Here is a 22,880-nt window from a genome sequence, read left to right on the forward strand (position 1 = left end):
ATATAACTATGAAATTCACACAAACAATCGCAGCTATTGCTTTAACAACGTTAATGATGGTAAGCTGCAAAAAAGAAGCAACAGAAAACACAGAAAACACAACGGCAAATACAGAACAAGCACAACCTGCCCAATTGGCAACGGCTTCTTTTACTGTTGAAGGCATGCATTGCGAAGTGGGCTGTGCCGGACATTTAGAAAAAAAATTAGCCAAATTAGATGGCGTTCAAAAAGCAGAAATCGATTTTGAGGCCAAAAAAGCAACCATCGAATATGATGCCAATGTGCTAACACCGGAAGTATTGGTGCAAACCGTAGAAAATGCTGCCGATGGGAAAACTTATAAAGTATCTGATGTTGTTAATACTGCCGACAAAGCAATGCTTTTTAGCAAAGACAAAAAGAAAAAGAAAGCGAAGAATAAAGAAAAAGAAGCCAATTCTTCTGAAGAAAAAAAATCATGTTCTTCCGGTGAGAAAAAAGCGTGTTGTGCTTCTAAAAAAGCAGAAACTTTATAAATATTTTAGGATAATACACAATTGAAAACCTTTATCAATTTTTGACAAAGGTTTTTTTATTTCTTCCAACGCATTGTCTCCATCAACGTTTGCATATCGTCTTTGATATAACTCGCTGCCGGCATAATCGAATCAAAATTAGGTTTGGCATAAAAATACACCGAACCGGTTACAAAGTGTTGGATGCTGTCGGTTAGATAAAATTGCGTATTAGTAGCGGCATTTCCTCCCACTTGATAAAACATACCATACACTTTATCTTTGGTATTGATAAAAGGAGTTTCCACAATATCATCGGCTTTAATCACGTGCTCGTAGGTAAGTTTTTGAGCGTCTTTCAACAATTCATCGATGTTGTTCTCCACTTTTCGATACGTTAAATAAACCGTAGCTTTCATTTTTGGATATTGAATCGTGACATCACAATTGTCTTTCACGTTTACTTTTGTGTCCACATTATGGTCAAAATTAAAGGCACACGGACTGTCAAACTGCATGTAATTTGCCATTTCATAATCCAGTCGCAATTGAGCGGATGGCTTCGGCAAAACGTCTTCTTTACATCCTATTAATAAACAAATGACAAATAGAAATCCGAAGTATAAAATTGATTTAGGCATCTAAAGTTACTTTAATTTGTTTTACGCGTTTTTTGTCAACCGATTCAATCGTGAACAAGCATTTATCAAAACTTATTTTTTGTCCTTTTTTGGGAAACGTTCCGATAATTTCTAAAATAAATCCGGCTAACGTTTCAGCTTCCCCTTTTTTGTCTTCAAATAAATCTTCGTCAACATCTACAATTCTGTAGAAATCTTTCAGGTTTATTTTTCCTTCAAAAAGAAAATTCTTGTCGTCAATTTGTGAATAGTTGATGTTTTCGTCATCAAACTCATCACTGATATCGCCCACAATTTCTTCGATAATATCCTCTAAGGTAATTACACCTGATGTTCCACCGTATTCATCTACAACTACAGCCAAGTGGTTTTTCATCCCTTGAAAATCTTTTAGTAAATTATCTAACTTTTTGTTTTCAGGAACAAAAAACGGTTCTCTAAGTAAGGTTATCCAATCAAAATCAGTTTTATCTATATGAGGCAACAAATCTTTTACATATAAAACGCCTTCAACATGATCAATATTGTCTCGGTATACTGGAATTCTAGAGTAACCTTTATCTAATATTTTAGGTAATATTTCTTTGAATGATTCTTGAATTTCTAAACCAAAAACATCAATTCGCGGGCTCATAACCTGACTAGTATCTGTATTTCCAAAGGAAACGATACCCTCCAAAATTTTTTGTTCTTCCTGAGAGGTATCTTCCGAAGAAGTCAATTCTAACGCCTGCGACAATTGATTGACGGAGATATTGGTCTTTTGTTTGCCAAGTTTATTTTCCAAATAAATTGTCACTGCCCGCATAGGCATATTGATGGGGGACAAAATCATATTGAGGAAATGGATGGGTTGTGCCACCATGTAGGCAAATTTGATATTATTACGATTAGCATAAACTTTTGGCAAAATCTCGCCAAAGAGTAAAATTAAGAAGGTTACTAGCCCAACTTCGATGGCAAACTGTAACCATTCAGGATAAATAGTTCCTAGCAAATCATTTTTAATAAACGAAAAGATAATAACGATACCTATATTAATAAAATTGTTGACTATCAATAGGGTCGCTAATAATTTCTTGGGTCGTTCTAAAAGTTTGGAGATTAAATTACCTTTTGTTTCATTTTTTTCGATGCAATCATCAATATCTTTCTGTGAAAGCGAGAAAAGAGCAACTTCTGCACCTGATACCAAGGCAGAAAAAAACAGTAACAGTATCATTCCAAGTCCTCCAAGGAGTAAGCTTGTATTAATTAATTCCGAGAAACTCGCGGGGTCTGCGTCCAAATGGTTAAGAATTGGTTATACTTTAATACGGTAAATCGTCATTATCTGAATTTCTTCCGCTGTGGTTGTCAAAAGAAGCGTTTTTAGTTGAGTCTTGATTTTGTTTGTTTAATTCAGTTTCTTTTTTAGTTGTTAAAAAAGTAAACTCTGTTACCTGAATTTCGGTGGTATACTTTGTCTGACCGTCTTCGGCTTGCCATTGTCTGGATTTAATTCTTCCTTCTACATATATCTTGTCTCCCTTTGAAAGATATTTTTCGCAAATTTCAGCCGCTTTGTTACGTACAACTAAATTATGCCATTCTGTTGAAGTTAATTTTTCATTGGTCGTCTTGTTTATATAAACCTCATTGGTAGCTAATGGAAATCTGCCTATACAATTACCTCCTTCGAAATAGTGCATTTTTACGTCGTCGCCTAAGTGACCAATTAACATCACTTTGTTTAAAGTTCCATTCATAATGTTCTTAAGTTGTTTTTGGATTGTATCAAAGTTACAAATTTAATAACAGTTTAGAAATTCTTTTCAATAAAATTAAAAATCACAATAGGAAAAGGAAGTTTTTTTACTGCTTCTTTTGATATTCCTTCTCTAAGAATACCCTCTACTTTTATTTCCCAAAACCTGATTTTTAGTCGTTGATGAGACAAAATGTGTAAGACGCTTTTCTCATCATACGGTTTTAAAGAGAGTAATTTGTTTGTAAAAAAAGAAGTAGTAGAAAGTTTTTCTTTTACTTCTTTTTCGTTGAGTTCTTTTTTGGATTCTATCAAGGGGAATTCGTATAAATTATACCAAATATCTTTTGTTGTTCTTTGTTGAATTACATATTGCTCGTTTTCATCTTCCAAAACCAAGTAATTAAAAAATCGTTCTGTTACCTTCGTTTTTTTTAATTTTATTGGAAGCAAATCTACTTTTTTCTTTTGTAATGCGGCACAACTATCATTGAAAACACAAATTGAACAATTTGGTTTTTTGGGAATACATTGTAAAGCTCCAAATTCCATTAAAGCTTGATTAAATACATCGGGTTGTTTTTTATCAATTAATTCATTGGCTAACGAGGTAAATTCTTTTTTTGCTGAAGTCGATGAAATATCAGTTTCCAAATCAAAATAACGAGCCAAGACTCTATAAACATTGCCATCTACCACCGGAACAACTTCCTTTTGACTGAATGAAGCAATTGCCGCCGCCGTGTACGTTCCGATTCCTTTTAATTTTAATAATTCGTTGTAGGTTTTAGGAAAGATGCCCTTGTGCTCAAAGGCTACGATTTGTGCTGTTTTATGAAGATTTCTGCCTCTGGAGTAATAGCCTAATCCTTGCCATAGTTTTAAAACTTGTTCTTCCGAAGCATTCGCTAAATCAAAAACAGTGGGAAAAACTTCAGTAAACTTAATGTAATAAGGTAAACCTTGTGCAACTCGGGTTTGTTGCAGAATAACTTCTGAGAGCCATATATGATAAGGATTTATTGTTTTTCGCCATGGTAAATTACGTTTGTTTTCTAAATACCATGAGATAAGCCGATTAGAAAAAGTCATAAATTTGAATTGGTTAACAAAAGTATAAGTTTATGTAATTAAATTTTAATCAATTATGCTTGAATATTTGTTTTTTTAATTTGTATATTTGCACTCTCAAAAATTTACACATAAAATTAAATACGCAAGAAAATGACGAAAGCAGATATCGTAGCGAAGATTTCAGAAAAATTAGGACTTGAAAAAGGAGATGTTCAAGCAACAGTAGAGTCTTTTATGGAAGAAGTTAAAAACTCATTAGAGACAGGAGACAATGTTTACCTAAGAGGTTTTGGAAGTTTTATCATTAAAACCAGAGCCGAAAAAACAGGAAGAAACATTTCTAAAAACACTACAATCAAAATTCCTGCACACAACATACCTGCCTTCAAACCGGCTAAGGTTTTTGTTGAAGGTGTAAAAACAAACACTGAAGTTACAGTATAAATTATTATTAATACCAAAAAAATCACACTATGCCAAGTGGAAAAAAGAGAAAAAGACACAAGGTAGCGACGCACAAACGTAAAAAAAGAGCGAGAGCTAACCGTCACAAAAAGAAAAAGTAGTTCTAAACTACTTTTTTCTTTTACAAAAAGTTCTTTGAAATGAGACAGTAAAAAACAATAACTGTTTCACCGGGTAAAAATACCTGTTTAAAATATTGTTTAATCCATCCTTACGTATGGTTGATTGGTTATAAGTTGCGAGTTACGGGTTTTACCCCTAACTGACAACCGACAACCGACAACTAAATTGTTTGGATAAAAATTTACAACGTGAATAAAGAGTTGATCATCAGGTCAAGTTCTGAAGCTGTAGATTTTGCCTTATTAAAAGATGGAAAACTAATTGAATTACACAAAGAAGAAGAGCAAAAAAGCGGTTTTCAAGTAGGCGATATTTTTATTGCCAAAATCAGAAAACCGGTACCGGGACTTAATGCAGCTTTTGTAAATCTAGGATTTGAGAAAGATGCCTTTTTGCATTATCATGATTTAGGGCCCAACTTATCTTCTATGTTAAAATTCACTAAACTTGTAAGCACAGGTAAACTAAAAGATTTCTCCCTTAAAAACTTTCAGTTTGAAAAAGAAATCGACAAAGACGGCATCATCACCGATGTGTTGAGTGCCAATCAGTCGGTTTTAGTACAAATCGTTAAAGAACCTATTTCAACCAAAGGACCAAGAATTAGCTCAGAGCTTTCATTGGCCGGAAGATATATTGTTTTGGTTCCATTTTCAGATCGCGTTTCTGTTTCTCAAAAAATAGAATCGAAAGAAGAAAAAGACCGTTTAAAGAAACTTGTACAATCTATCAAACCAAAAGGATTTGGTGTTATTGTTCGCACAGTAGCAGAAGGCAAAAAAATAGCCGAACTAGACCAAGACATGCAGCATTTACTTAGTAAATGGACTGCCATGTGTAAAAAATTACCAACGGCTCATCATCCGTCAAAAGTTCTAAGTGAAATGAACAGAGCTTCATCTATACTTAGAGATGTTTTTAATGATTCCTTTACAGGAATTTATATAGACGATGAAGAGTTGTTTGAGCAAACTAAGGAGTCAATTGAAGAAATTGATCCCTCAAAAGTATCTATTGTCAAGTTATACCAATCGAAAGAATTGCCCATCTTTGAAAAATATCATATTGAAAGACAAATCAAAACGTCTTTTGGTAGAACGGTATCGATGAGCAAAGGAGCATATTTAATTATTGAGCACACCGAAGCTCTTCATGTTATTGATGTGAACAGCGGAAATCGTTCTAATAAAGCTCAAAATCAAGAAGACACAGCCTTGGAAGTAAACCTAATTGCAGCAGCAGAAGTTGCCAGACAATTGCGTTTAAGAGACATGGGCGGAATTATTGTAGTCGATTTTATCGATATGCAAAATCCCGAAAACCGAAAAGTACTTTTTGATTTCTTACGACAGGAAATGAGTGATGACAAAGCCAAACACAAAATCTTACCACCGAGTAAGTTTGGATTAATCCAAATTACACGGCAACGTGTAAGACCAGAAGTTAACATAAAAACAAGAGAAGAAGATCCAAACAACGGAAAAGGAGAAATTGATGCTCCAATTCAAGTGATTGATAAAATTTCTCTTGATGTTGAACGATTAAAAGACCATAAAAAATTGGTGCTTAACGCCCATCCTTTTGTGGCAGCCTATCTAACCAAAGGTTTTCCATCATTACGTTCAAAATGGTTTTTTGAACATAAAAAATGGGTGAAAATAATACCTCGTGATGCTTACACGTTTTTACAGTATCATTTTTTTGACAAAGATGGTAAGGTAATTAAAGATTAAAAAAAACGTCTACCTTTTGGTAGACGTTTTTTTTTGTATAAATTTTAAATTTTTTCTTACCTAAAACTTAGCTTAAAAATAGGTCATTTGAAAAAAAATATTCAAATGACCTATTAAAACTAAACTTTTATTGTTATTAATATCTGTAATAATCAGGTTTAAATGGGCCTTGAACTTCCACACCAATATAATCGGCCTGTTCTTGGTTTAAAGTTTCTAGCTCAACTCCTAATTTAGCTAAGTGTAATGCTGCTACTTTCTCATCCAAATGTTTTGGTAACATATACACTTCATTTTTATAAGCAGAACTGTTATTCCATAATTCAATTTGAGCTAACGTTTGGTTTGTAAACGAATTACTCATTACAAAGCTCGGATGACCGGTTGCACAACCTAAATTTACCAATCGACCTTCGGCTAGAATGATGATATCTTTTCCTGCAATAGTATATTTATCAACTTGAGGTTTGATTTCTACTTTCGTTCCACCGTGATTTTTGTTTAGCCAAGCCATATCGATTTCATTATCAAAATGCCCAATGTTACAAACGATGGTTTTGTCTTTCATTTGCTCAAAATGTCTTCCTACCACAATATCTTTGTTTCCGGTAGTCGTAATCACAATATCAGCATTTCCAATAACCGTGTCTAATTTTTTCACTTCAAAACCGTCCATAGCAGCTTGTAAAGCACAAATTGGGTCGATTTCGGTAACAGTCACGATAGAACCGGCACCTCTAAATGAAGCAGCTGAACCTTTCCCAACATCTCCGTAGCCACATACAACAACTCTTTTTCCTGCCAACATCACATCAGTCGCACGACGAATGGCATCAACAGCAGATTCTTTACAGCCGTATTTGTTGTCAAATTTTGATTTTGTAACGGAGTCGTTTACATTGATGGCCGGCATGTGTAACGTTCCGTTTTTCATTCTTTCGTACAAACGGTGAACACCTGTTGTAGTTTCTTCTGATAAACCTTTGATTCCGGGAATCAACTCAGGATAACGATCAAAAACCATGTTCGTTAAGTCACCACCATCATCTAAGATCATATTTAAGGGTTTTCTGTCTTCTCCAAAAAACAAGGTTTGCTCAATACACCAATCAAATTCTTCTTCGTTTAAACCTTTCCAAGCATAAACTTGAATACCGGCAGCGGCAATAGCAGCGGCAGCATGGTCTTGTGTAGAAAAAATATTACAAGAGCTCCAAGTAACTTCTGCCCCTAGAGCAATTAGTGTTTCAATAAGAACGGCCGTTTGAATAGTCATATGTAAACAACCGGCAATTCGAGCACCTTTTAGAGGTTGGTTGTTTTTGTATTCTTCGCGAAGTGCCATTAAACCGGGCATTTCCGCTTCGGCTAATTCAATTTCTTTTCTTCCCCAAGCGGCTAGTGAAATATCTTTCACTTTAAAAGCAACGAAAGGCATTGTTTGTGTACTCATTTATAAAATAATTATATTAGCAAAAATTTTTACAAATTTACATAATACAGAAGGAATTAAAAAACCTTTTTTTATTTTTTGTGATTTGTTTAAACTGCTAACATTTTGAAATACAAATCGATAAATAAACCTCAGCAATGCCATTTTACCAAAGAATAGAAGTTGATGATAATACAGCTCTTTTTGTATGGAAAATAACGGAATCGTATAACGATTTGTTTCGTGAAGTTTCGTTAAAGGATACATCATTGGCTAGGCTGGAAGGCATGAAGTCCGAAAGTCATCAAAAAGGTTTTTTGGCCGTAAGAATGTTATTGCAATATAACGGTTATTCTGATTTTGATTTGTATTATGATGAGTTCGGAAAGCCTCATTTGAATGATGGAGTTAACATTTCTATCTCACATTCTTTCGGTTTTTCTGTAATTATTTTATCAAATAAAAATATTGGAATTGATCTTGAGCTTCGACGTGATTTGGTAAAAAAAATCGCATATAAATTTGCCGAAGAAAAATTTGTTTATGAATACGAAAATAATTCCTCTGAATTTATCAGTATGTTAACAGTGATTTGGGGTATAAAAGAAGCCGTTTTTAAAGTTAGAAATGAAATCGGAATTAGTTTTAAAGACCATATTTTTGTTCGTCCTTTTCAAATGAATGAAAAGAAAACGACTGCACTGTTAGATTTTAATGCCTTAAAAAGCGAATTTTTAGTTTACTTTACTGAAATTGAAAATTACACTTTAGTTTGGCTTTGGGAAACCGAATCATGAGAGAAATTTACCAAGAAATACTGTTGGCAAAAAGCCAAAATAAAAAATTATTAGCCATTTTATTAGATCCTGATAAAGTTGAATTAAATCGATTGTCAGATTTGATTGAAAAGATAAAAAAGAGTCCGGCAACACATATTTTAATAGGCGGGAGTATAGTAGAATCCAATAAGATAGATGAATTGATTTTTTTGCTCAAAGAAAAATTAACCTTACCGATTATTTTATTTCCGGGAAATCCTTCGCAAATTTCGCTTCATGCAGATGGAATTTTGTTTTTAAGCTTACTGTCGGGAAGAAATCCTGATTATTTGATTGAACACCAAGTAAATGCAGTTCCATTATTGAGAAAATCCAATTTGGAAATCATTTCTACAGGTTATCTGCTAATTGAAAGTGGAAGTCAAACAGCTGTAGAACGCGTTAGTCAAACTTTACCATTAAACAGAAATAATTTTGAAATGGTTTGTAAAACTGCCAAAGCAGGAGAATATTTGGGAAATAAATTAATCTATTTGGAAGCGGGAAGTGGAGCTAAACTGGCAGTTCCTTTTGAAATGATTAAAGCAGTTTCAAATGAAATTTTAGTTCCGCTAATTGTTGGGGGTGGTATTCGTTCGCATCAAGCCATCCAAACGGCATTTGATTCCGGTGCAGATATGGTTGTTATTGGGACTGCATTTGAAAACGATAGTAATTTTTTTAACTTTAGGTAATGAACAATTCAGGCAATTTTATCAAATTTGAACTTTTGTAAGCCAACATGATTGATTTTTTCTTTTCACAATATAAAACGTATTCAGGACTTGATATTGCGATGGAGCTGATTGCTGTTATTTTTGGTTTAATCAGTGTTTTATATTCCAAAAAGAACAACATTTTAGTTTTTCCAACCGGTATCATCAGCACTGGAATTTTTATTTATTTATTGTGGAAATGGGAATTGTTAGGCGACATGACTATCAATTTTTATTATACCGTCATGAGTATTTATGGATGGTACAATTGGACCAGAAAAAAAAATGGTCAAACCAAGTTTCCCATTTCATGGATGAATCAAAGTGAAAAAAAAGTTAGCGGAATAGTTTTTATCGCAGCTATATTTTTTGTCATGAATGTTTACACGTTTTTTAATAAATTTACAAGTACAATTGCCTACGTGGATACGTTAACTACAGGCCTGTTTTTTGTAGGAATGTGGCTTATGGCCAAACGAAAAATTGAGAATTGGATTTTTTGGATTATTGGGGATATTATTTCAATTCCTTTGTATTTTTATAAAGGTTATACACTCACCAGTATTCAGTATTTTATATTTACAATAATTGCCTTTTTTGGCTACATAGAATGGAAGAAAATCTTAAACAACTATCATCAAGCATCATAAAAATTGCCCTTTATGGGCCTGAATGTACCGGCAAAACTACTTTAGCTAAACAATTGGCAGAACATTATAATACAGTTTGGATACCTGAATTTGCCCGTGATTACCTTCAACAAAAGTGGGATGTTGAAAAACAAACTTGTAGAAAAGAAGATTTGTTGCCCATTGCAATTGGTCAAACCAAATTAGAGAATGAAGGATTAAAACAAGCAAACCAATATTTGTTTAGCGACACAAGTTTGTTGGTAACCAAAGTTTTTTCAGATTTGTATTTTGGTGAGTGTGATGAAGCCCTAGAAAAAGCCGCAAAAAAGCACAAGTATGATTTGTTTTTTTTGACTGACGTAGATGTTCCATGGGAGAAAGATGATTTACGAGACAAGCCAAACGAACGGGAACTGACTTTGCAACAGTTTGAGGAAAACTTAATTCGATTTAAAAAACCATATATAAAACTTTCAGGATCTAAAGAAAAACGATTTCAGAGAGCGTTAACTATTCTATCAAGGTTAGAAATGGCTAAAAAATTGGGTTTAAATTCTTTTGATTGTATTCAAATTGAAGCTAAAGAAATGCATTTCGAAAAAATTGAAAATCAGATACATTTCTTAATCAACGGTGTACCTTCTTTAAATTTAGACAGACCTGCTAAGCTTAAAGATGGTATAGAACCCCTTTCAGTCGATGAAGCAAACTATTATGCCACTTTTTTTGAGAAAGAAAAAAGTCATTTGAAATTAAAGAAATTTGTGCCGGCATCTGGTGCAGCTAGTAGAATGTTTAAGTTTTTAAGTGAATTTATTAATGATTATAAATTAGGGGAAGAATCTATTAACGCCTACATTAATAGAAAAAAAGCTAAAAATTTATCAATTTTTTTAATAGGAATAGAAAAGTTCCCCTTTTATGAGGATGTCATTGCTCAACTCAGAAATACCTTTTCGGAATATGATTCTTGGGGATATGACACTAAAAACTATGCCTTTGTCAAAACGTTACTTTCCAATACCGGATTTGATTTTGCTAATAAACCCAAAGGCGTTTTACCATTTCATAAGTATAAATCTCATATTGCCACTCCCATTGAAGAGCATTTACAAGAGGCCATAGCTTATGCAACTTCAAATAACAAAGCAAATTTACATTTTACGGTTTCTGAAGAGCATCAACCGGAATTTGAAAAAGTAATTGAACTGGTAAAACCGAAAATAGAAGCCAATTCAGATATAGAAATTAAAGTAAACTTTTCCTATCAAGACAAATCAACAGATAGCATTGCTCTTGATACCGAGAATCATTTTTTTAGAGAAGAAAATGATAGTTTAGTTTTTAGACCGGGTGGACATGGAGCATTGATTCAAAATCTTAATCAATTAGATGCAGATATCGTTTTTATTAAAAACATTGACAATGTAATTCAAAATCATATTAATGAAATTGCCTTATATAAAAAGGCGTTGGCAGGTATTTTATTAGAAAAACAGTATCAAATTTTCAATTATCTTAAACAACTTGATGAGGACATTATTTCCAAAGAATTATTAGATGAAATAGTGTTGTTTATCCAAACTAAACTGCATTTTGAAGTTGTTGAAGATTTTTCAAAATATACAAAAGAAAGCAAAGTTGATTACATTAGAAATTATTTAAATAGACCCATTCGAGTTTGTGGTATGGTTAAAAATGAAGGAGAACCTGGAGGAGGGCCTTTTTGGGTGAGAGACAAAAAAGGGTTGGTTTTTCTCCAAATTGTAGAATCTTCTCAAATCGATCATAAAGATGTTAGTCAAATGAAAATACTCTCTGATTCTACTCACTTTAATCCGGTTGATTTGGTATGCGGAATTAGAAATTATCGTGGAGGAAATTTCGACTTAACAGAATTTGTTGATCATTCGAGTGGTTTTATCGTACACAAAAACAAAAGTGGTCGAGAGTTAAAAGCATATGAATTGCCTGGACTTTGGAATGGAGCAATGGCAAAATGGCTTACTATTTTTGTCGAAGTTCCCCTCATTACTTTTAACCCAGTGAAAACAGTAAACGATTTATTAAAAACAGCTCATCAACCTCAGTAATTGGATACCGATAAACTCATATCAGAACTTTTTTTTAAAGCCGTGAGAAGCAGTGGTGCTGGAGGGCAAAATGTGAATAAAGTTTCATCAAAAGTGGTGCTAACTTTTGATTTGATTAATTCGCAAAGTTTCAATAGTGATGAAAAAATACTGCTTTCTGAAAAATTAAAGAAAAAATTAACTTCAGAAGGTATTCTTAGCCTAAACTGTGATGAAGACCGAAGCCAACTCAAAAATAAAGAAATTGTCACAAAACGTTTTTTGAAAATCATTCAAAATGCTCTGGTTAAACCCAAAGAAAGAAAAGAAACAAAAGTTCCTCGTGCTGCTGTTGAGAAAAGAATCAATGAAAAAAGAATTACTTCAGAAATTAAACAAAACAGAAAACGTCCGGATGTTTGAAGAAGGTAAAAGGTGAATGCCAATGGGTAAAAGAAATTTATCATTGCCATTGATTTTTGTTATTGCCATTGAAATTCTTTTATTACCTTTGCCCCGTCTCAAAGGGGTGCTCTAAAAAACGAGCTGAGATCATACCCAACGAACCTGGAACAGGTAATGCTGTTTAGGGAGTAGACAAAGAAATAAAAGTGCACGTTTATTTTGATGTCAAGAGTATCAATTTTAAATATTAACAAAGAATAATTACCCCTTTTATTCGTAATTTTTTTACGAATGAAAACTTTATTCAACAATTGCCAGTTTGGCATAAAAACACCAAGTAAGTATTGCTTTGCGAGTTTTTTTCTATTTTCTTTTATCGGTTTTTCGCAGGAGCAACAAGCCGTTACAGATTCAACCAAAACTAAAGACATTCCTTTAGACGAAGTCTTGGTTTCAGCCGTTCGAGTAAATGAACAATCGCCTGTAACCTTTTCCAATCTTCGCAAGGAAGAATTTCAATCTCGAAATCTGGGTCAGGACATTCCGATAATGATGAATTATCTTCCTTCAGTAGTCACTACAACCGATGCTGGTGCAGGAGTGGGCTATACAGGAATTCGAGTGCGTGGTTCCGATGCAACACGAGTGAACGTATCTATCAATGGAATTCCGTATAACGATTCTGAAAGCCAAGGCACATTTTGGGTAAACATGCCCGATTTTGCCAGTTCTACTGAAAGTTTACAATTACAACGTGGTGTTGGAACTTCAACTAATGGTGCGGGAGCATTTGGAGCTAGTTTAAACTTATTGACTGATTCTTATGCAAATGAAGCAAGTGGGGAAATTTCCAATTCGTTTGGGAGTTTTAATACACGAAAGCATACTTTGAAATTCAGTACGGGTTTGATGAATGACAAATTTGAAATTGCTGGACGATTATCAAATGTGGTTTCTGATGGTTATATTGACAGAGCTTCCTCCGATTTAAAATCGTACTTTTTACAAGGAACGTATGTTGGTGAAACCAGTTTAATTAAAGCTCTTGTTTTTGGAGGAATTCAAACAACCTATCAAGCGTGGTATGGTTTAGAAGACCCTGAATTGTTAGAAAATGACAGAACCTTTAATGTAGCCGGAATGTATTTTGACGATCAAGGAAACATGAAATTCTATGATAATGAAACAGATAATTATCAGCAAGATCATTATCAATTGCATTGGAATGAACGTTGGAGCAGCAATTGGAGTACGAATTTAGCCTTTCACTATACAAAAGGTAAAGGATATTTTGAGCAATACAGAGAGGATGAAGATTTTGCTGATTATGGTTTAAATCCAATATCCTTAGGAGGAGAAACCATCGATGTAACCGATTTAATTCGTCGTCGTTGGTTGGATAATGATTTTTACGGAACAACTTTTTCTTTAAATTACAAAAAAGATAAAGTCGATTTTATTTTTGGGGGAGGAGCAAACAAATATGAAGGATCTCATTTTGGCGAAATCATTTGGGCAGAATTTGCCTCGCAAAGCGAAATAAGAGACCGCTATTATGACGATTTTTCAACCAAAACCGATGTCAATGTTTTTGCGAAAATGAATTATAATTTAACTAATAAATGGCGACTTTTTGGAGATGTTCAATACAGAAATGTTGGATTTAAAGCCAATGGCGAAGATACCGGAATTGTGAACGACAATTTTAATTTTATCAATCCCAAAGCAGGAATTACTTTTACTTTAAATCAGAATAACAACTTTTATTTTTCATATGCTAAAGCCCAACGAGAACCAAACCGAAACGACTACGAAAACGGAAGTCCAAGACCTGAAAAATTAGATGATTTTGAGCTAGGGTGGCGATATGCAACAGAAAATATTAAGTTGAATATCAACAGTTATTGGATGATGTACAAAGACCAGCTAGTTTTAACCGGAGAATTAAATGATGTTGGAGCACCAATTCGTGCCAATAGCGGAGATAGTTACCGAGTTGGTTTAGAAGTTGATGCCACGTTGAAACTTTCAGATAAATTGTTTTTACAACCCAATTTCACAATAAGTCAAAATAAAAACCAAGATTTTGTTTTTCAGAGAGATGGCGTACTAAAAAATTTGGGTTCAACAAATATTGCTTTTTCACCTAATTTTATTGCTGGAAGTAATTTGACTTTTATTCCGGTTAAAAATTTACAGCTTTCATTATTGTCAAAGTATGTAAGCGAACAATATATGGGAAATATTGATGCGGAAAGCTCTAAGTTAAATGCTTATTTTGTCAATGATTTAAATGTTTCCTATGAAATTGAAACTAAAAAAGTATTTAAAACCATACGATTTAATGCTTTAGTGAACAATGTTTTTAATCTGAAATACGAAAGCAATGGGTATTTCTATACGTATGATGACGATTTTTCATCACCGGGAACAATAACAACCATTGAAGGAACAGGTTTTTATCCACAAGCCGGAATCAATTTTTTAGTAGGTGTAACACTCTTGTTTTAATTAATAAAAAATCCTGACTGTTAAGTCAGGATTTTTTAGTTATAAACCCGAATATTTGATTCATTTATCACTTCAACACGGTATCTTTTCAAGGGATATTCCAAGTTGCCTAATCCGGTAAACAAACTGTATGATTCTTCATCACAAGGGCAAACCACATTGGGCTCTTGTAAAATTAATCTTGAGCAAGAAGAAATTTGCTGATTTGGGCAAGCGGCATCGAATGCATTAAATCCACTTCCGGTATTAAAAATAATAATGCCAATAGACCCTGCGTTCTGTCCATCATATAAGATGCCTTCTCCGGGAAATTTTAAGCTACTGTATAATGGTAAATCTAAATTAAAAGGTATTGAAAAGGAATAATTAGGAATATAAGGATTATTATTATTAAAATTTTCATCGTCGCATCCTGAAAAGAAAATCAAAACAACCAAAAACAAAACAATTTTTTTCATGAGCATAATTTTTCGTTAAGCAAATTTAATTTAATTACCTTTGAATGTCCTTCTAAAAGAATAAATTTTCAAATAATTAAAAATTATACTATCTTTGTTGAAAGGAATCCTCTCAAAGGGGATTTTTTCTATTTTATATAACGATAAAAATATAAATTTTATATGTCAAAGTTCATCTTTTTATGAATTTTGAAGAATAGAATGGTATTAAAAAACACATGAAGTTATGAGTACAGTTTCGTATTACACCGCTGAGGGGTTAAAAAAATTAAAAGAAGAATTAGAACAATTAAAACATATTGAGCGTCCTAAAGCATCACAGGCTATTGCCGAGGCCAGGGATAAAGGAGATTTGTCTGAGAACGCAGAATATGATGCTGCTAAAGAAGCACAAGGATTGTTGGAAATGCGAATTTCTAAAATGGAAGAAATTTATGCCAATGCCAGATTGATTGACGAATCGCAACTTGATCTTTCTAAAGCATTAGTGTTGTCCAACGTAAAAATAAAAAATCAAGCGAATGGAATGGAAATGAAATATACTTTGGTTGCCGAGAGCGAAGCTGATTTAAAATCTGGTAAAATATCGGTTACTTCGCCTATTGGAAGAGGGTTGTTAGGGAAATCCGTTGGAGATATTGCAGAAATAACCGTGCCAAACGGAGTATTAAAATTTGAAGTTTTAGAAATTACCAGAGACTAATTCCTAAGAAAAAAATGGCAAGTATATTCACTAAAATAGTAAATGGTGAAATTCCATCCCATAAAATTGCTGAGGATGAACATTTTATTGCTTTTTTGGATGTAAATCCAAACGCTATTGGTCATACACTTTGCGTGCCAAAACAAGAAATCAATAAGATTTTTGAGATGGAAGAAGACCATTATTTAGCATTGATGAAATTTTCGAGAAAAATTGCTTTAGCTTTGGAAAAAGCAATCTCTTGTAAACGAATTGGAGTAGCTGTGGTTGGATTAGAAGTACCGCATGTACATGTTCACCTTATTCCATTGCAAGATATGGATGATATGCGGTTTCAAAGGAAAGTGACTTTATCTAAAGAAGTATTTGAAGCAACACTGCAAAAAATTAAGAATGCTTTATAAAGTAAAATCCCGAATTTATCGGGATTTTTTTATTTTTTAATCAAGCTTATGATAAAAAGCAGTACCCAAGCTCCTCCAGCCGAAATTAAAATTTGCCAAATCAAACCGCCGCCGCCAATTCCTAATTTACCGGCAAGCCATCCGCCAACAAAACTACCAATAATACCGACAACGATGTTGCCAATCAAACCAAAACCTGACCCTTTCCAAAGTTGCCCGGCCAACCATCCGGAGATAGCTCCAATGAGTAAAAAATACAAAAATTCCATAAATATAATTTTAGGATTGAAATATAAAAGTAATAAAAAAAAGCACAACTAATTGATTGTCATAGCTTTTTATAAATTACAATCATAGTAGTACCTTTGCCAACTTCTGATTGATTAACCCTAATTTTTCCTTTATGGTATTCTTCTACAATACGTTTTGTTAATGAAAGACCAAGACCCCATCCTCTCTTTTTGGTTGTATATCCGGGTTCAAATACTTTTTTAAATTGTTTTTTCGGAATTCCTTTTCCTGTATCAGTAACTAAAATCTTCACTTCTTTTTCGTCTTCAATAATAGTTAGCGATAATTTTCCCCGACCTTTCATGGCGTCAATAGCATTTTTTACCAGGTTTTCTACTGTCCAACTGTGAAGAGTAGGGTTTAGGTTGACATAAATGGTTTTGGTAGGTGCTGAAAATGAAAACTCAACTTGTTTAGAAAAACGTGCTTTTAGGTAATCGAATGATTGAATGGTCTCCGTCACCAAATCTAATTTTTCTAATGCAGGTTCTGAACCAATTTTGGAAAATCGATCGGCAATGGTTTGCAATCGAATGATGTCTTTTTCAATTTCTTTGATTGTATTTTCTTCTACATTTTCAAATTTTAAAATTTCTAACCAGCCAATTAAGGAAGAAAGTGGTGTGCCAATTTGATGAGCGGTTTCTTTTGCCATCCCGGCCCAAAGTTTGTTTTGCGTAGCAACTTTAGTACTCCTGTAATAATTATAAACCAAAGCACTAAACAGAATAATAATTAAAATTAATGCAATAGGATAATATTTTAATTTAGTGAGTAACGATGAATTGCCGTAATACAAATACCAAAATTTATTTGGATTGTATTCAATTACAATAGGCGTGTTTTCTTTTTTTAGTTTATCAAGAAACTGACTAAGTTTTTCTTTATTTGAAATGATGTTATCATCAATGTTAATTTGATTGATTATTGTGTTGTTTTCTGTCACAATAATCGGAATTGTTTTATTGTTATTAATGATTTGAAGAGGTAATTCAATTTCGTCGGTTTCCGGATTGGCATTGTTAACCGTTTTGAGACTTTCGGCCCAAAGTTCCATTTTTAGTTTCTCTTCATTTTTAAAAAGTTGAAAAAAAGTATACGTATTCCAAAGAATTAGTGAAACAATCACAAAAGAAGTGAGAATTAAAAACCATCGGGTTACATTTCTGCTTTCAGAAAATTGCATAAATAGGTATTTAGGATAAAAGTACTAAAATCTTGTGTGAATTGAAAAATTCAATTATCAAATAGTTTTCAATTTTTATACTTTTGTATAAACTAAAAAACAATGGTTAGTATTTCTCCAAAAGATGTTTCTCCTTTAAAATTACAAGGTTATCTGCAAAGTTCGGTTGGCCCAAGGCCCATTGCTTTTGCGAGTACGGTTGATACAAATGGTAATCCGAATTTGTCTCCGTTTAGTTTTTTTAATGTGTTTAGCTCTAATCCACCTATATTGGTTTTTTCTCCGGCCAGAAGAGTACGAGACAACACCATCAAACATACTTTAATGAATTGCGAAGCCACAAAGGAAGTAGTGATAAATGTTGTTAATTTTGAAATTGTTCAGCAAATGTCATTGTCCAGTACTGAATATGCTGAGGGCGTAAATGAGTTTCTTAAAGCGGGTTTAACTATGTTGCCTTCAGAATTGGTTAACCCTTTTCGGGTAGCTGAGAGTCCTGTTCAGTTTGAATGCAAAGTCAATCAAATTATTAGTTTAGGAAATGAAGGAGGAGCTGGCAATTTGATTATATGTGAAGTTGTCAAATTACACATCAAAGAATCTATTTTAGACGAAAACGGCAACATCGATCAACACAAAATCGATTTAGTTTCTCGAATGGGAGCCAATTGGTATTCTCGGTCAAATCAAGGGCTTTTTGAAATTCCAAAACCGTTGGCAACACTCGGAATTGGGGTGGATCAAATCCCTGATTTTATTAAAGAAAGTAACGTTTTTGATGGAAATGATTTAGGAATGTTAGGAAATGTAGAAAGTTTGCCATCCACTGAAGAAATTAATATATTTGTAAACAAGAATATCCAGGTAAAAGGTGTTTTGAGTTCTTCCGATGAAGAGAAGGTGCATTTGAAAGCAAAAGAATTTCTCAACAGACAAGATGCGTTATCTGCTTGGAAAGTATTATTAGCCAAACGGGTTTGATATAAGCCAAATTAATAATTTTAAAAAATCAATATCATGGAAGTTTCAGGAAAAATTAAAGTCATTAACCCAGAACAACAAGTTAGTGCATCATTTAGAAAAAGAGAAGTAGTAGTTACAACTGAAGAACAGTATCCGCAACATATTATGATAGAATTCACACAAGACAAATGTGATTTGTTGAATTCCTATAAAGTGGGAGAAGGCGTAAAGGTTTCCATTAATCTGAGAGGAAGAGAATGGGTAAATCCACAAGGTGAAACAAAGTATTTCAACTCTATTCAAGGATGGAGAATTGAACGTCTGCAAATGGAGGCTTCTGTAAATCAAATACCACCGGTTCCTGCAGCAGAAGCTTTTGAGCCGGCAACTAACTTTAATGAAGAAGAACACGACGATTTACCATTTTAATTTAAAATGTAATGAATAAACAAATTCCAAATTCCAAATTTATTTTTGGGGTTTGGAATTTCTTATTTTGACAATCTAACCTATGTATTTCTTAAGTAAAGAATTATATTTTCCGCCTGTTTCTGAGGCTTCCTACGAAGGAATTTTGGCTGTTGGAGGCGATTTAAGTACTGAACGATTGCTTTTGGCTTATCGAGAAGGGATATTTCCATGGTTTGAAGAGGATGAACCTATTTTGTGGTGGAGCCCACCGCAACGAATGGTTGTAAATCCAAACGAATATAAAGTTGCTAAAAGTCTACGCAACATTTTGAATCGTAAAATATTTGATATTACATTTAATCAGAAATTTTCAGATGTGATCAAACATTGTCAAACCATTAAGCGAAAAGGTCAAAAAGGTACTTGGATAACTGATTCAATGTACGAAGCTTATATGAAGTTACACAGTTTAGGAATTGCCCAATCGGTTGAAGTATGGCAACAAGGTAAATTAATTGGCGGATTATATGGTGTAGATTTAGGAAAAGTTTTTTGTGGCGAAAGCATGTTTTCATTGGTTCCAAATGCTAGTAAAGTGGCTTTTGTCTCTCTAATAGAAAAATTGAAGTGGGAAAATTACCATTTACTAGACTGTCAAGTACACAATGATCATTTAGAAAAACTAGGGGCGTTTGAAATTTCTAGAGAAAACTACCTCAAAATACTAAAATCTTCGGTTTAACTTCTTTTCCAACAATCCAAAAAATGATCATTTACCATTCCGGTTGCTTGCATGTGAGCATACATAGTAGTTGGACCAATGAATTTAAAACCTCGTTTTTTTAAATCTTTGCTAATTTTTTCTGCCAGTGGGGTAAAAGTAGGTACTTCACTTAGGGAAGTGAAATTATTTATGATAGGTTTTCCGTCTACATGACGCCAAATAAATTTAGAGAAAGAACCAAATTCTTCTTGTATTTTTATAAAAGCTTTTGCATTTGCAATTGCAGATTTAATCTTTAAGGTATTTCTAATAATTCCGGCATCTTTCATCAATTCTTGCACTTCATAATCACCAAATAAAGCAATTTGTTGATAATCAAAATTGAGAAATGCTTTTCTGAAATTTTCTCGTTTTTTTAAAATCAAATGCCAGCTCACTCCGGCTTGAAAAGTTTCTAAAACTAAAAACTCAAACAGTTTTTGATCATCGTATACCGGAATACCCCATTCTTCATCATGATAGTTACGGTATAAATCATCTTTTTCACACCAAGCACATCTTTTTTTAGGTTCCATCTAGTTTAGTTTTTAAACAAATATAAAAAATCAATACATTAATTTGAGGTATGTGCTCAAAATAGGGGTGTTTATTTAAAAAACAATAAAAATTACAAATAAGTGTATAAATATGTAGGGTTGTTATTAAATTTGTACAATAATTTGAAATAATAGAGTAATGAAAATAGGGGTTCCTAAGGAAGTTAAAAATAATGAAAGTAGAGTTGGAATGACTCCGGCAGGAGTTTTTGAACTCATAAAAAACAATCATACTGTCTATGTTCAACAAGATGCTGGATTTGGAAGCGGATTTTTTGATTCGGACTATGCGGTGGTAGGTGCTATTTTAGTCTCATCAGCAGCAGAGGTTTATGCCAATGCAGATATGATTGTAAAAGTCAAAGAGCCTATAACAGAAGAATACAAGTTAATTAAAAGAGGTCAAGTTATTTTTACTTATTTTCATTTTGCCTCCAGTGAAGAATTAACAATTGCCATGTTGGAGTCTAAATCAATATGTATTGCTTACGAAACAGTGGAAGAAGAAGATGGTTCGTTACCATTGCTCACGCCAATGTCTGAAGTTGCAGGAAGAATGGCTATTCAACAAGGAGCAAAATACCTGGAGAAACCAATTAAAGGAAGAGGGGTTTTGTTAGGTGGGGTTCCGGGTGTTCCTCCCGGGAAAGTATTGGTTTTAGGTGCCGGAATAGTTGGTATTCAAGCTGCAAAAATGGCAGCTGGTTTAGGAGCTCATGTAACAATTTTGGATATTAATATGAAACGATTACGTTATGTGAATGATGTAATGCCTAGTCATGTAGTAACCGAATTTTCGAGTGAATATAATATTAGAAAGCATATCAAAACACATGATTTAATTATTGGAGCGGTTTTGATTCCTGGAGCCAAAGCACCTAAATTAATTACTAGAGACATGTTGAAAGAAATGCATCCAGGAACTGTTATGGTAGATGTAGCCGTTGATCAGGGAGGTTGTTTTGAGACAACTGTGGCTACTACTCATGAAAATCCAACTTATATTATTGATGATGTGGTGCACTATTGTGTGGCCAATATGCCGGGTGCTGTGCCTTATACTTCTACACTAGCACTAACAAATGTTACGTTGCCCTATGTTTTAAAATTAGCCAACTTAGGGTGGGAATTGGCTACTGAAAAATACCCTGATTTAGGAAAAGGACTTAATATAGTTAACGGGGAAATTGTCTATAAAGAATTAGCCGAGACGTTCAATTTTAGTTAATAGGTTTTATTTGTTTGTTTAAAAATCCCATTCGGAGTGAAAACCGGATGGGATTTTGATTTTTTACATAAATAAAAACCCCATTTTGTTTAAAAATGGGGTTATAAATATGAAAAGGAATTGATAGTTATCCTAAGGCTACTCTTTTAAATCCGGTAACGGTTAAATTAGCGTCAACAGATTTTACATAAGCGGCAACGCTCATAGAGCTATCTTTGATGTAATCTTGGTTCACCAAAGTATTATCTTTGTAAAAACGTTGGATTTTACCCTTAGCGATGTTGTCTAACATTGCTTCTGGTTTACCTTCCGCTCTTAATTGTTCTTTAGCAATTTCGATTTCTTTTTCAATGATTGCTACATCAACTCCAGCTTCGTTTAACGCAATTGGATTCATGGCTGCGGCTTGCATTGAAACATTTCTAGCAGCTTCCTCTGCACCGGCTACAGAAGCTGATAAAGCTGTTAAAGTACCTATTTTGTTTCCGGCATGGATATATGAACCAACAAAAGCACCTTCTAATCTTTCAAAAGAAGCAATTTCAATTTTCTCACCAATAACACCTGTTTGCTCAATTAATTTTTCAGCAACAGTCATTCCGTTGAAATCAGCATTTAAGAAATCTTCTTTATTTGTAAAGTTCAAAGCTAAAGCAGCTAAGTCTTGAGCTAATTTAACAAATGATTCATTTTTACCCACAAAGTCAGTCTCGCAGTTTAATGAAATCACTACACCAGCTGTTTTTTCGTTGTTAACAACAGCAATAACAGCACCTTCTGTAGATTCTCTATCTGCTCTGTTTGCGGCTACTTTTTGACCTTTTTTTCTAAGGTTTTCGATGGCTAAATCAAAGTCTCCATCAGCTTCTACTAAAGCTTTTTTGCAGTCCATCATCCCTGCACCGGTGATTTGTCTTAATTTATTTACGTCTGCAGCAGTAATTGTTGCCATTTTGTATCTATTTTTAAGTGTTTAATTTTTTTGTAAAAAAACAAATTCCGGTAATCAAATTCTAAATTCCAATTTTATTAAATCATCAATTTTAAAAA

At 33.5% G+C, this 22,880-nt stretch carries 25 protein-coding genes and 1 riboswitch; of the genes, 15 read left to right on the plus strand and 10 right to left on the minus strand.

Translation table 11 applies throughout. The annotated features are described in order from the left end of the window. Positions 1 to 8 precede the first annotated feature (8 nt). Positions 9 to 518, plus strand: a complete 510-nt coding sequence (locus tag R2782_RS04390) for a heavy-metal-associated domain-containing protein (RefSeq protein WP_371266855.1) — start codon at positions 9 to 11, stop codon at positions 516 to 518. A 56-nt stretch (positions 519 to 574) separates the two neighbouring features. On the opposite strand, the gene gldD is transcribed toward R2782_RS04390, so the two are convergent. The 4 genes from gldD to mutY are packed head-to-tail and all read right to left on the minus strand — an operon-like array spanning position 575 to position 3,977. Continuing rightward, positions 575 to 1,138 (minus strand): gliding motility lipoprotein GldD, encoded by a 564-nt coding sequence (gene gldD, locus R2782_RS04395; RefSeq protein WP_371266856.1) that lies wholly within the window; start codon positions 1,136 to 1,138, stop codon positions 575 to 577. Next, positions 1,131 to 2,426 carry a gliding motility-associated protein GldE gene (locus R2782_RS04400; RefSeq protein ID WP_371266857.1) on the minus strand — a complete coding sequence of 432 codons (1,296 nt, stop codon included), beginning with the start codon at positions 2,424 to 2,426 and terminating at the stop codon, positions 1,131 to 1,133. Before R2782_RS04400 ends, gldD begins: the two co-directional genes overlap by 8 nt. A 22-nt stretch (positions 2,427 to 2,448) precedes the next feature. Beyond that, positions 2,449 to 2,886: a single-stranded DNA-binding protein gene (locus tag R2782_RS04405; protein WP_371266858.1), complete on the minus strand. Its 438-nt coding sequence runs from the start codon at positions 2,884 to 2,886 to the stop codon at positions 2,449 to 2,451. A gap of 53 nt (positions 2,887 to 2,939) precedes the next feature. Beyond that, complete coding sequence (gene mutY / locus R2782_RS04410; RefSeq protein ID WP_371266859.1) at positions 2,940 to 3,977, minus strand: A/G-specific adenine glycosylase; 1,038 nt, start codon at positions 3,975 to 3,977, stop codon at positions 2,940 to 2,942. 132 nt (positions 3,978 to 4,109) lie between these two features. On the opposite strand from mutY, the gene R2782_RS04415 reads away from it, so the two are divergent. Both R2782_RS04415 and R2782_RS04420 read left to right on the plus strand, forming a co-directional pair. Further along, entirely contained in the window at positions 4,110 to 4,403 is a 294-nt protein-coding gene (locus R2782_RS04415; protein ID WP_026711129.1) for an HU family DNA-binding protein, read from the plus strand. Positions 4,404 to 4,735: 332 nt separating this feature from the next. Next, positions 4,736 to 6,280: an Rne/Rng family ribonuclease gene (locus R2782_RS04420; RefSeq protein ID WP_371266860.1), complete on the plus strand. Its 1,545-nt coding sequence runs from the start codon at positions 4,736 to 4,738 to the stop codon at positions 6,278 to 6,280. Between the two features lie 136 nt (positions 6,281 to 6,416). Here the strand turns inward: R2782_RS04420 and ahcY are convergent, their stop codons facing one another. Next, the gene (gene ahcY, locus R2782_RS04425; RefSeq protein WP_371266861.1) at positions 6,417 to 7,733 is read right to left on the minus strand and encodes an adenosylhomocysteinase; all 1,317 of its coding nucleotides are present in this window, start codon (positions 7,731 to 7,733) and stop codon (positions 6,417 to 6,419) included. A 137-nt stretch (positions 7,734 to 7,870) separates the two neighbouring features. On the opposite strand from ahcY, the gene R2782_RS04430 reads away from it, so the two are divergent. From R2782_RS04430 to R2782_RS04455, 6 genes are all read left to right on the plus strand, one after another. Beyond that, complete coding sequence (locus R2782_RS04430) at positions 7,871 to 8,509, plus strand: 4'-phosphopantetheinyl transferase superfamily protein (RefSeq protein WP_371266862.1); 639 nt, start codon at positions 7,871 to 7,873, stop codon at positions 8,507 to 8,509. Beyond that, positions 8,506 to 9,225 carry a geranylgeranylglyceryl/heptaprenylglyceryl phosphate synthase gene (locus R2782_RS04435; protein WP_371266863.1) on the plus strand — a complete coding sequence of 240 codons (720 nt, stop codon included), beginning with the start codon at positions 8,506 to 8,508 and terminating at the stop codon, positions 9,223 to 9,225. Before R2782_RS04430 ends, R2782_RS04435 begins: the two co-directional genes overlap by 4 nt. Positions 9,226 to 9,272: 47 nt before the next feature. Further along, a complete protein-coding gene (pnuC, locus tag R2782_RS04440) occupies positions 9,273 to 9,896 on the plus strand; it encodes a nicotinamide riboside transporter PnuC (RefSeq protein ID WP_371266864.1) in 624 nt (207 codons plus the stop codon). Beyond that, a complete protein-coding gene (locus tag R2782_RS04445) occupies positions 9,857 to 11,971 on the plus strand; it encodes a DUF4301 family protein (RefSeq protein ID WP_371266865.1) in 2,115 nt (704 codons plus the stop codon). The genes pnuC and R2782_RS04445 overlap by 40 nt, the downstream gene beginning before the upstream one ends. Further along, the gene (gene arfB, locus R2782_RS04450; protein ID WP_371266866.1) at positions 11,972 to 12,373 is read left to right on the plus strand and encodes an alternative ribosome rescue aminoacyl-tRNA hydrolase ArfB; all 402 of its coding nucleotides are present in this window, start codon (positions 11,972 to 11,974) and stop codon (positions 12,371 to 12,373) included. Between the two features lie 92 nt (positions 12,374 to 12,465). Beyond that, positions 12,466 to 12,561, plus strand: a riboswitch (TPP riboswitch). An 85-nt stretch (positions 12,562 to 12,646) separates the two neighbouring features. Continuing rightward, entirely contained in the window at positions 12,647 to 14,866 is a 2,220-nt protein-coding gene (locus tag R2782_RS04455) for a TonB-dependent receptor (protein ID WP_371266867.1), read from the plus strand. A 35-nt stretch (positions 14,867 to 14,901) separates the two neighbouring features. Here R2782_RS04455 and R2782_RS04460 read toward each other — a convergent pair whose 3' ends face one another. Then, entirely contained in the window at positions 14,902 to 15,324 is a 423-nt protein-coding gene (locus R2782_RS04460; RefSeq protein WP_371266868.1) for a Rieske (2Fe-2S) protein, read from the minus strand. Positions 15,325 to 15,550: 226 nt separating this feature from the next. Between R2782_RS04460 and greA the strand changes: the two genes are divergently transcribed. Continuing rightward, positions 15,551 to 16,027: a transcription elongation factor GreA gene (gene greA / locus R2782_RS04465; RefSeq protein WP_371266869.1), complete on the plus strand. Its 477-nt coding sequence runs from the start codon at positions 15,551 to 15,553 to the stop codon at positions 16,025 to 16,027. Between the two features lie 14 nt (positions 16,028 to 16,041). Further along, positions 16,042 to 16,431, plus strand: coding sequence for an HIT family protein (locus R2782_RS04470; protein ID WP_371266870.1), 390 nt, complete (start codon positions 16,042 to 16,044; stop codon positions 16,429 to 16,431). A 29-nt stretch (positions 16,432 to 16,460) separates the two neighbouring features. Here the strand turns inward: R2782_RS04470 and R2782_RS04475 are convergent, their stop codons facing one another. Together R2782_RS04475 and R2782_RS04480 are read right to left on the minus strand one after the other, a co-directional pair. Continuing rightward, positions 16,461 to 16,700, minus strand: a complete 240-nt coding sequence (locus tag R2782_RS04475; RefSeq protein ID WP_371266871.1) for a GlsB/YeaQ/YmgE family stress response membrane protein — start codon at positions 16,698 to 16,700, stop codon at positions 16,461 to 16,463. 59 nt (positions 16,701 to 16,759) lie between these two features. Next, entirely contained in the window at positions 16,760 to 17,908 is a 1,149-nt protein-coding gene (locus R2782_RS04480; RefSeq protein WP_371266872.1) for a sensor histidine kinase, read from the minus strand. 102 nt (positions 17,909 to 18,010) lie between these two features. On the opposite strand from R2782_RS04480, the gene R2782_RS04485 reads away from it, so the two are divergent. The 3 genes from R2782_RS04485 to aat all read left to right on the plus strand — a co-directional run bounded on the left by R2782_RS04485 (position 18,011) and on the right by aat (position 20,024). Further along, positions 18,011 to 18,889: a flavin reductase family protein gene (locus tag R2782_RS04485; protein ID WP_371266873.1), complete on the plus strand. Its 879-nt coding sequence runs from the start codon at positions 18,011 to 18,013 to the stop codon at positions 18,887 to 18,889. A gap of 36 nt (positions 18,890 to 18,925) precedes the next feature. After that, positions 18,926 to 19,300 (plus strand): DUF3127 domain-containing protein, encoded by a 375-nt coding sequence (locus R2782_RS04490; protein ID WP_371266874.1) that lies wholly within the window; start codon positions 18,926 to 18,928, stop codon positions 19,298 to 19,300. An 82-nt stretch (positions 19,301 to 19,382) separates the two neighbouring features. Continuing rightward, positions 19,383 to 20,024, plus strand: a complete 642-nt coding sequence (gene aat / locus R2782_RS04495; RefSeq protein WP_371266875.1) for a leucyl/phenylalanyl-tRNA--protein transferase — start codon at positions 19,383 to 19,385, stop codon at positions 20,022 to 20,024. On the opposite strand, the gene R2782_RS04500 is transcribed toward aat, so the two are convergent. After that, on the minus strand, positions 20,021 to 20,581 hold the full coding sequence (locus R2782_RS04500) for a DNA-3-methyladenine glycosylase I (RefSeq protein ID WP_371266876.1): 561 nt from the start codon (positions 20,579 to 20,581) through the stop codon (positions 20,021 to 20,023). The two genes, aat and R2782_RS04500, sit on opposite strands and share 4 nt — an antisense overlap. Positions 20,582 to 20,741: 160 nt before the next feature. Here R2782_RS04500 and ald point away from each other — a divergent pair, with 160 nt between their 5' ends. After that, complete coding sequence (gene ald / locus R2782_RS04505) at positions 20,742 to 21,830, plus strand: alanine dehydrogenase (protein ID WP_371266877.1); 1,089 nt, start codon at positions 20,742 to 20,744, stop codon at positions 21,828 to 21,830. A gap of 127 nt (positions 21,831 to 21,957) precedes the next feature. Here the strand turns inward: ald and tsf are convergent, their stop codons facing one another. Further along, positions 21,958 to 22,782 (minus strand): translation elongation factor Ts, encoded by an 825-nt coding sequence (tsf, locus tag R2782_RS04510; RefSeq protein ID WP_371266878.1) that lies wholly within the window; start codon positions 22,780 to 22,782, stop codon positions 21,958 to 21,960. Positions 22,783 to 22,880 lie beyond the last annotated feature (98 nt).

It is taken from the genome of Flavobacterium sp., assembly GCF_041392085.1.
Classification (GTDB): domain Bacteria; phylum Bacteroidota; class Bacteroidia; order Flavobacteriales; family Flavobacteriaceae; genus Flavobacterium.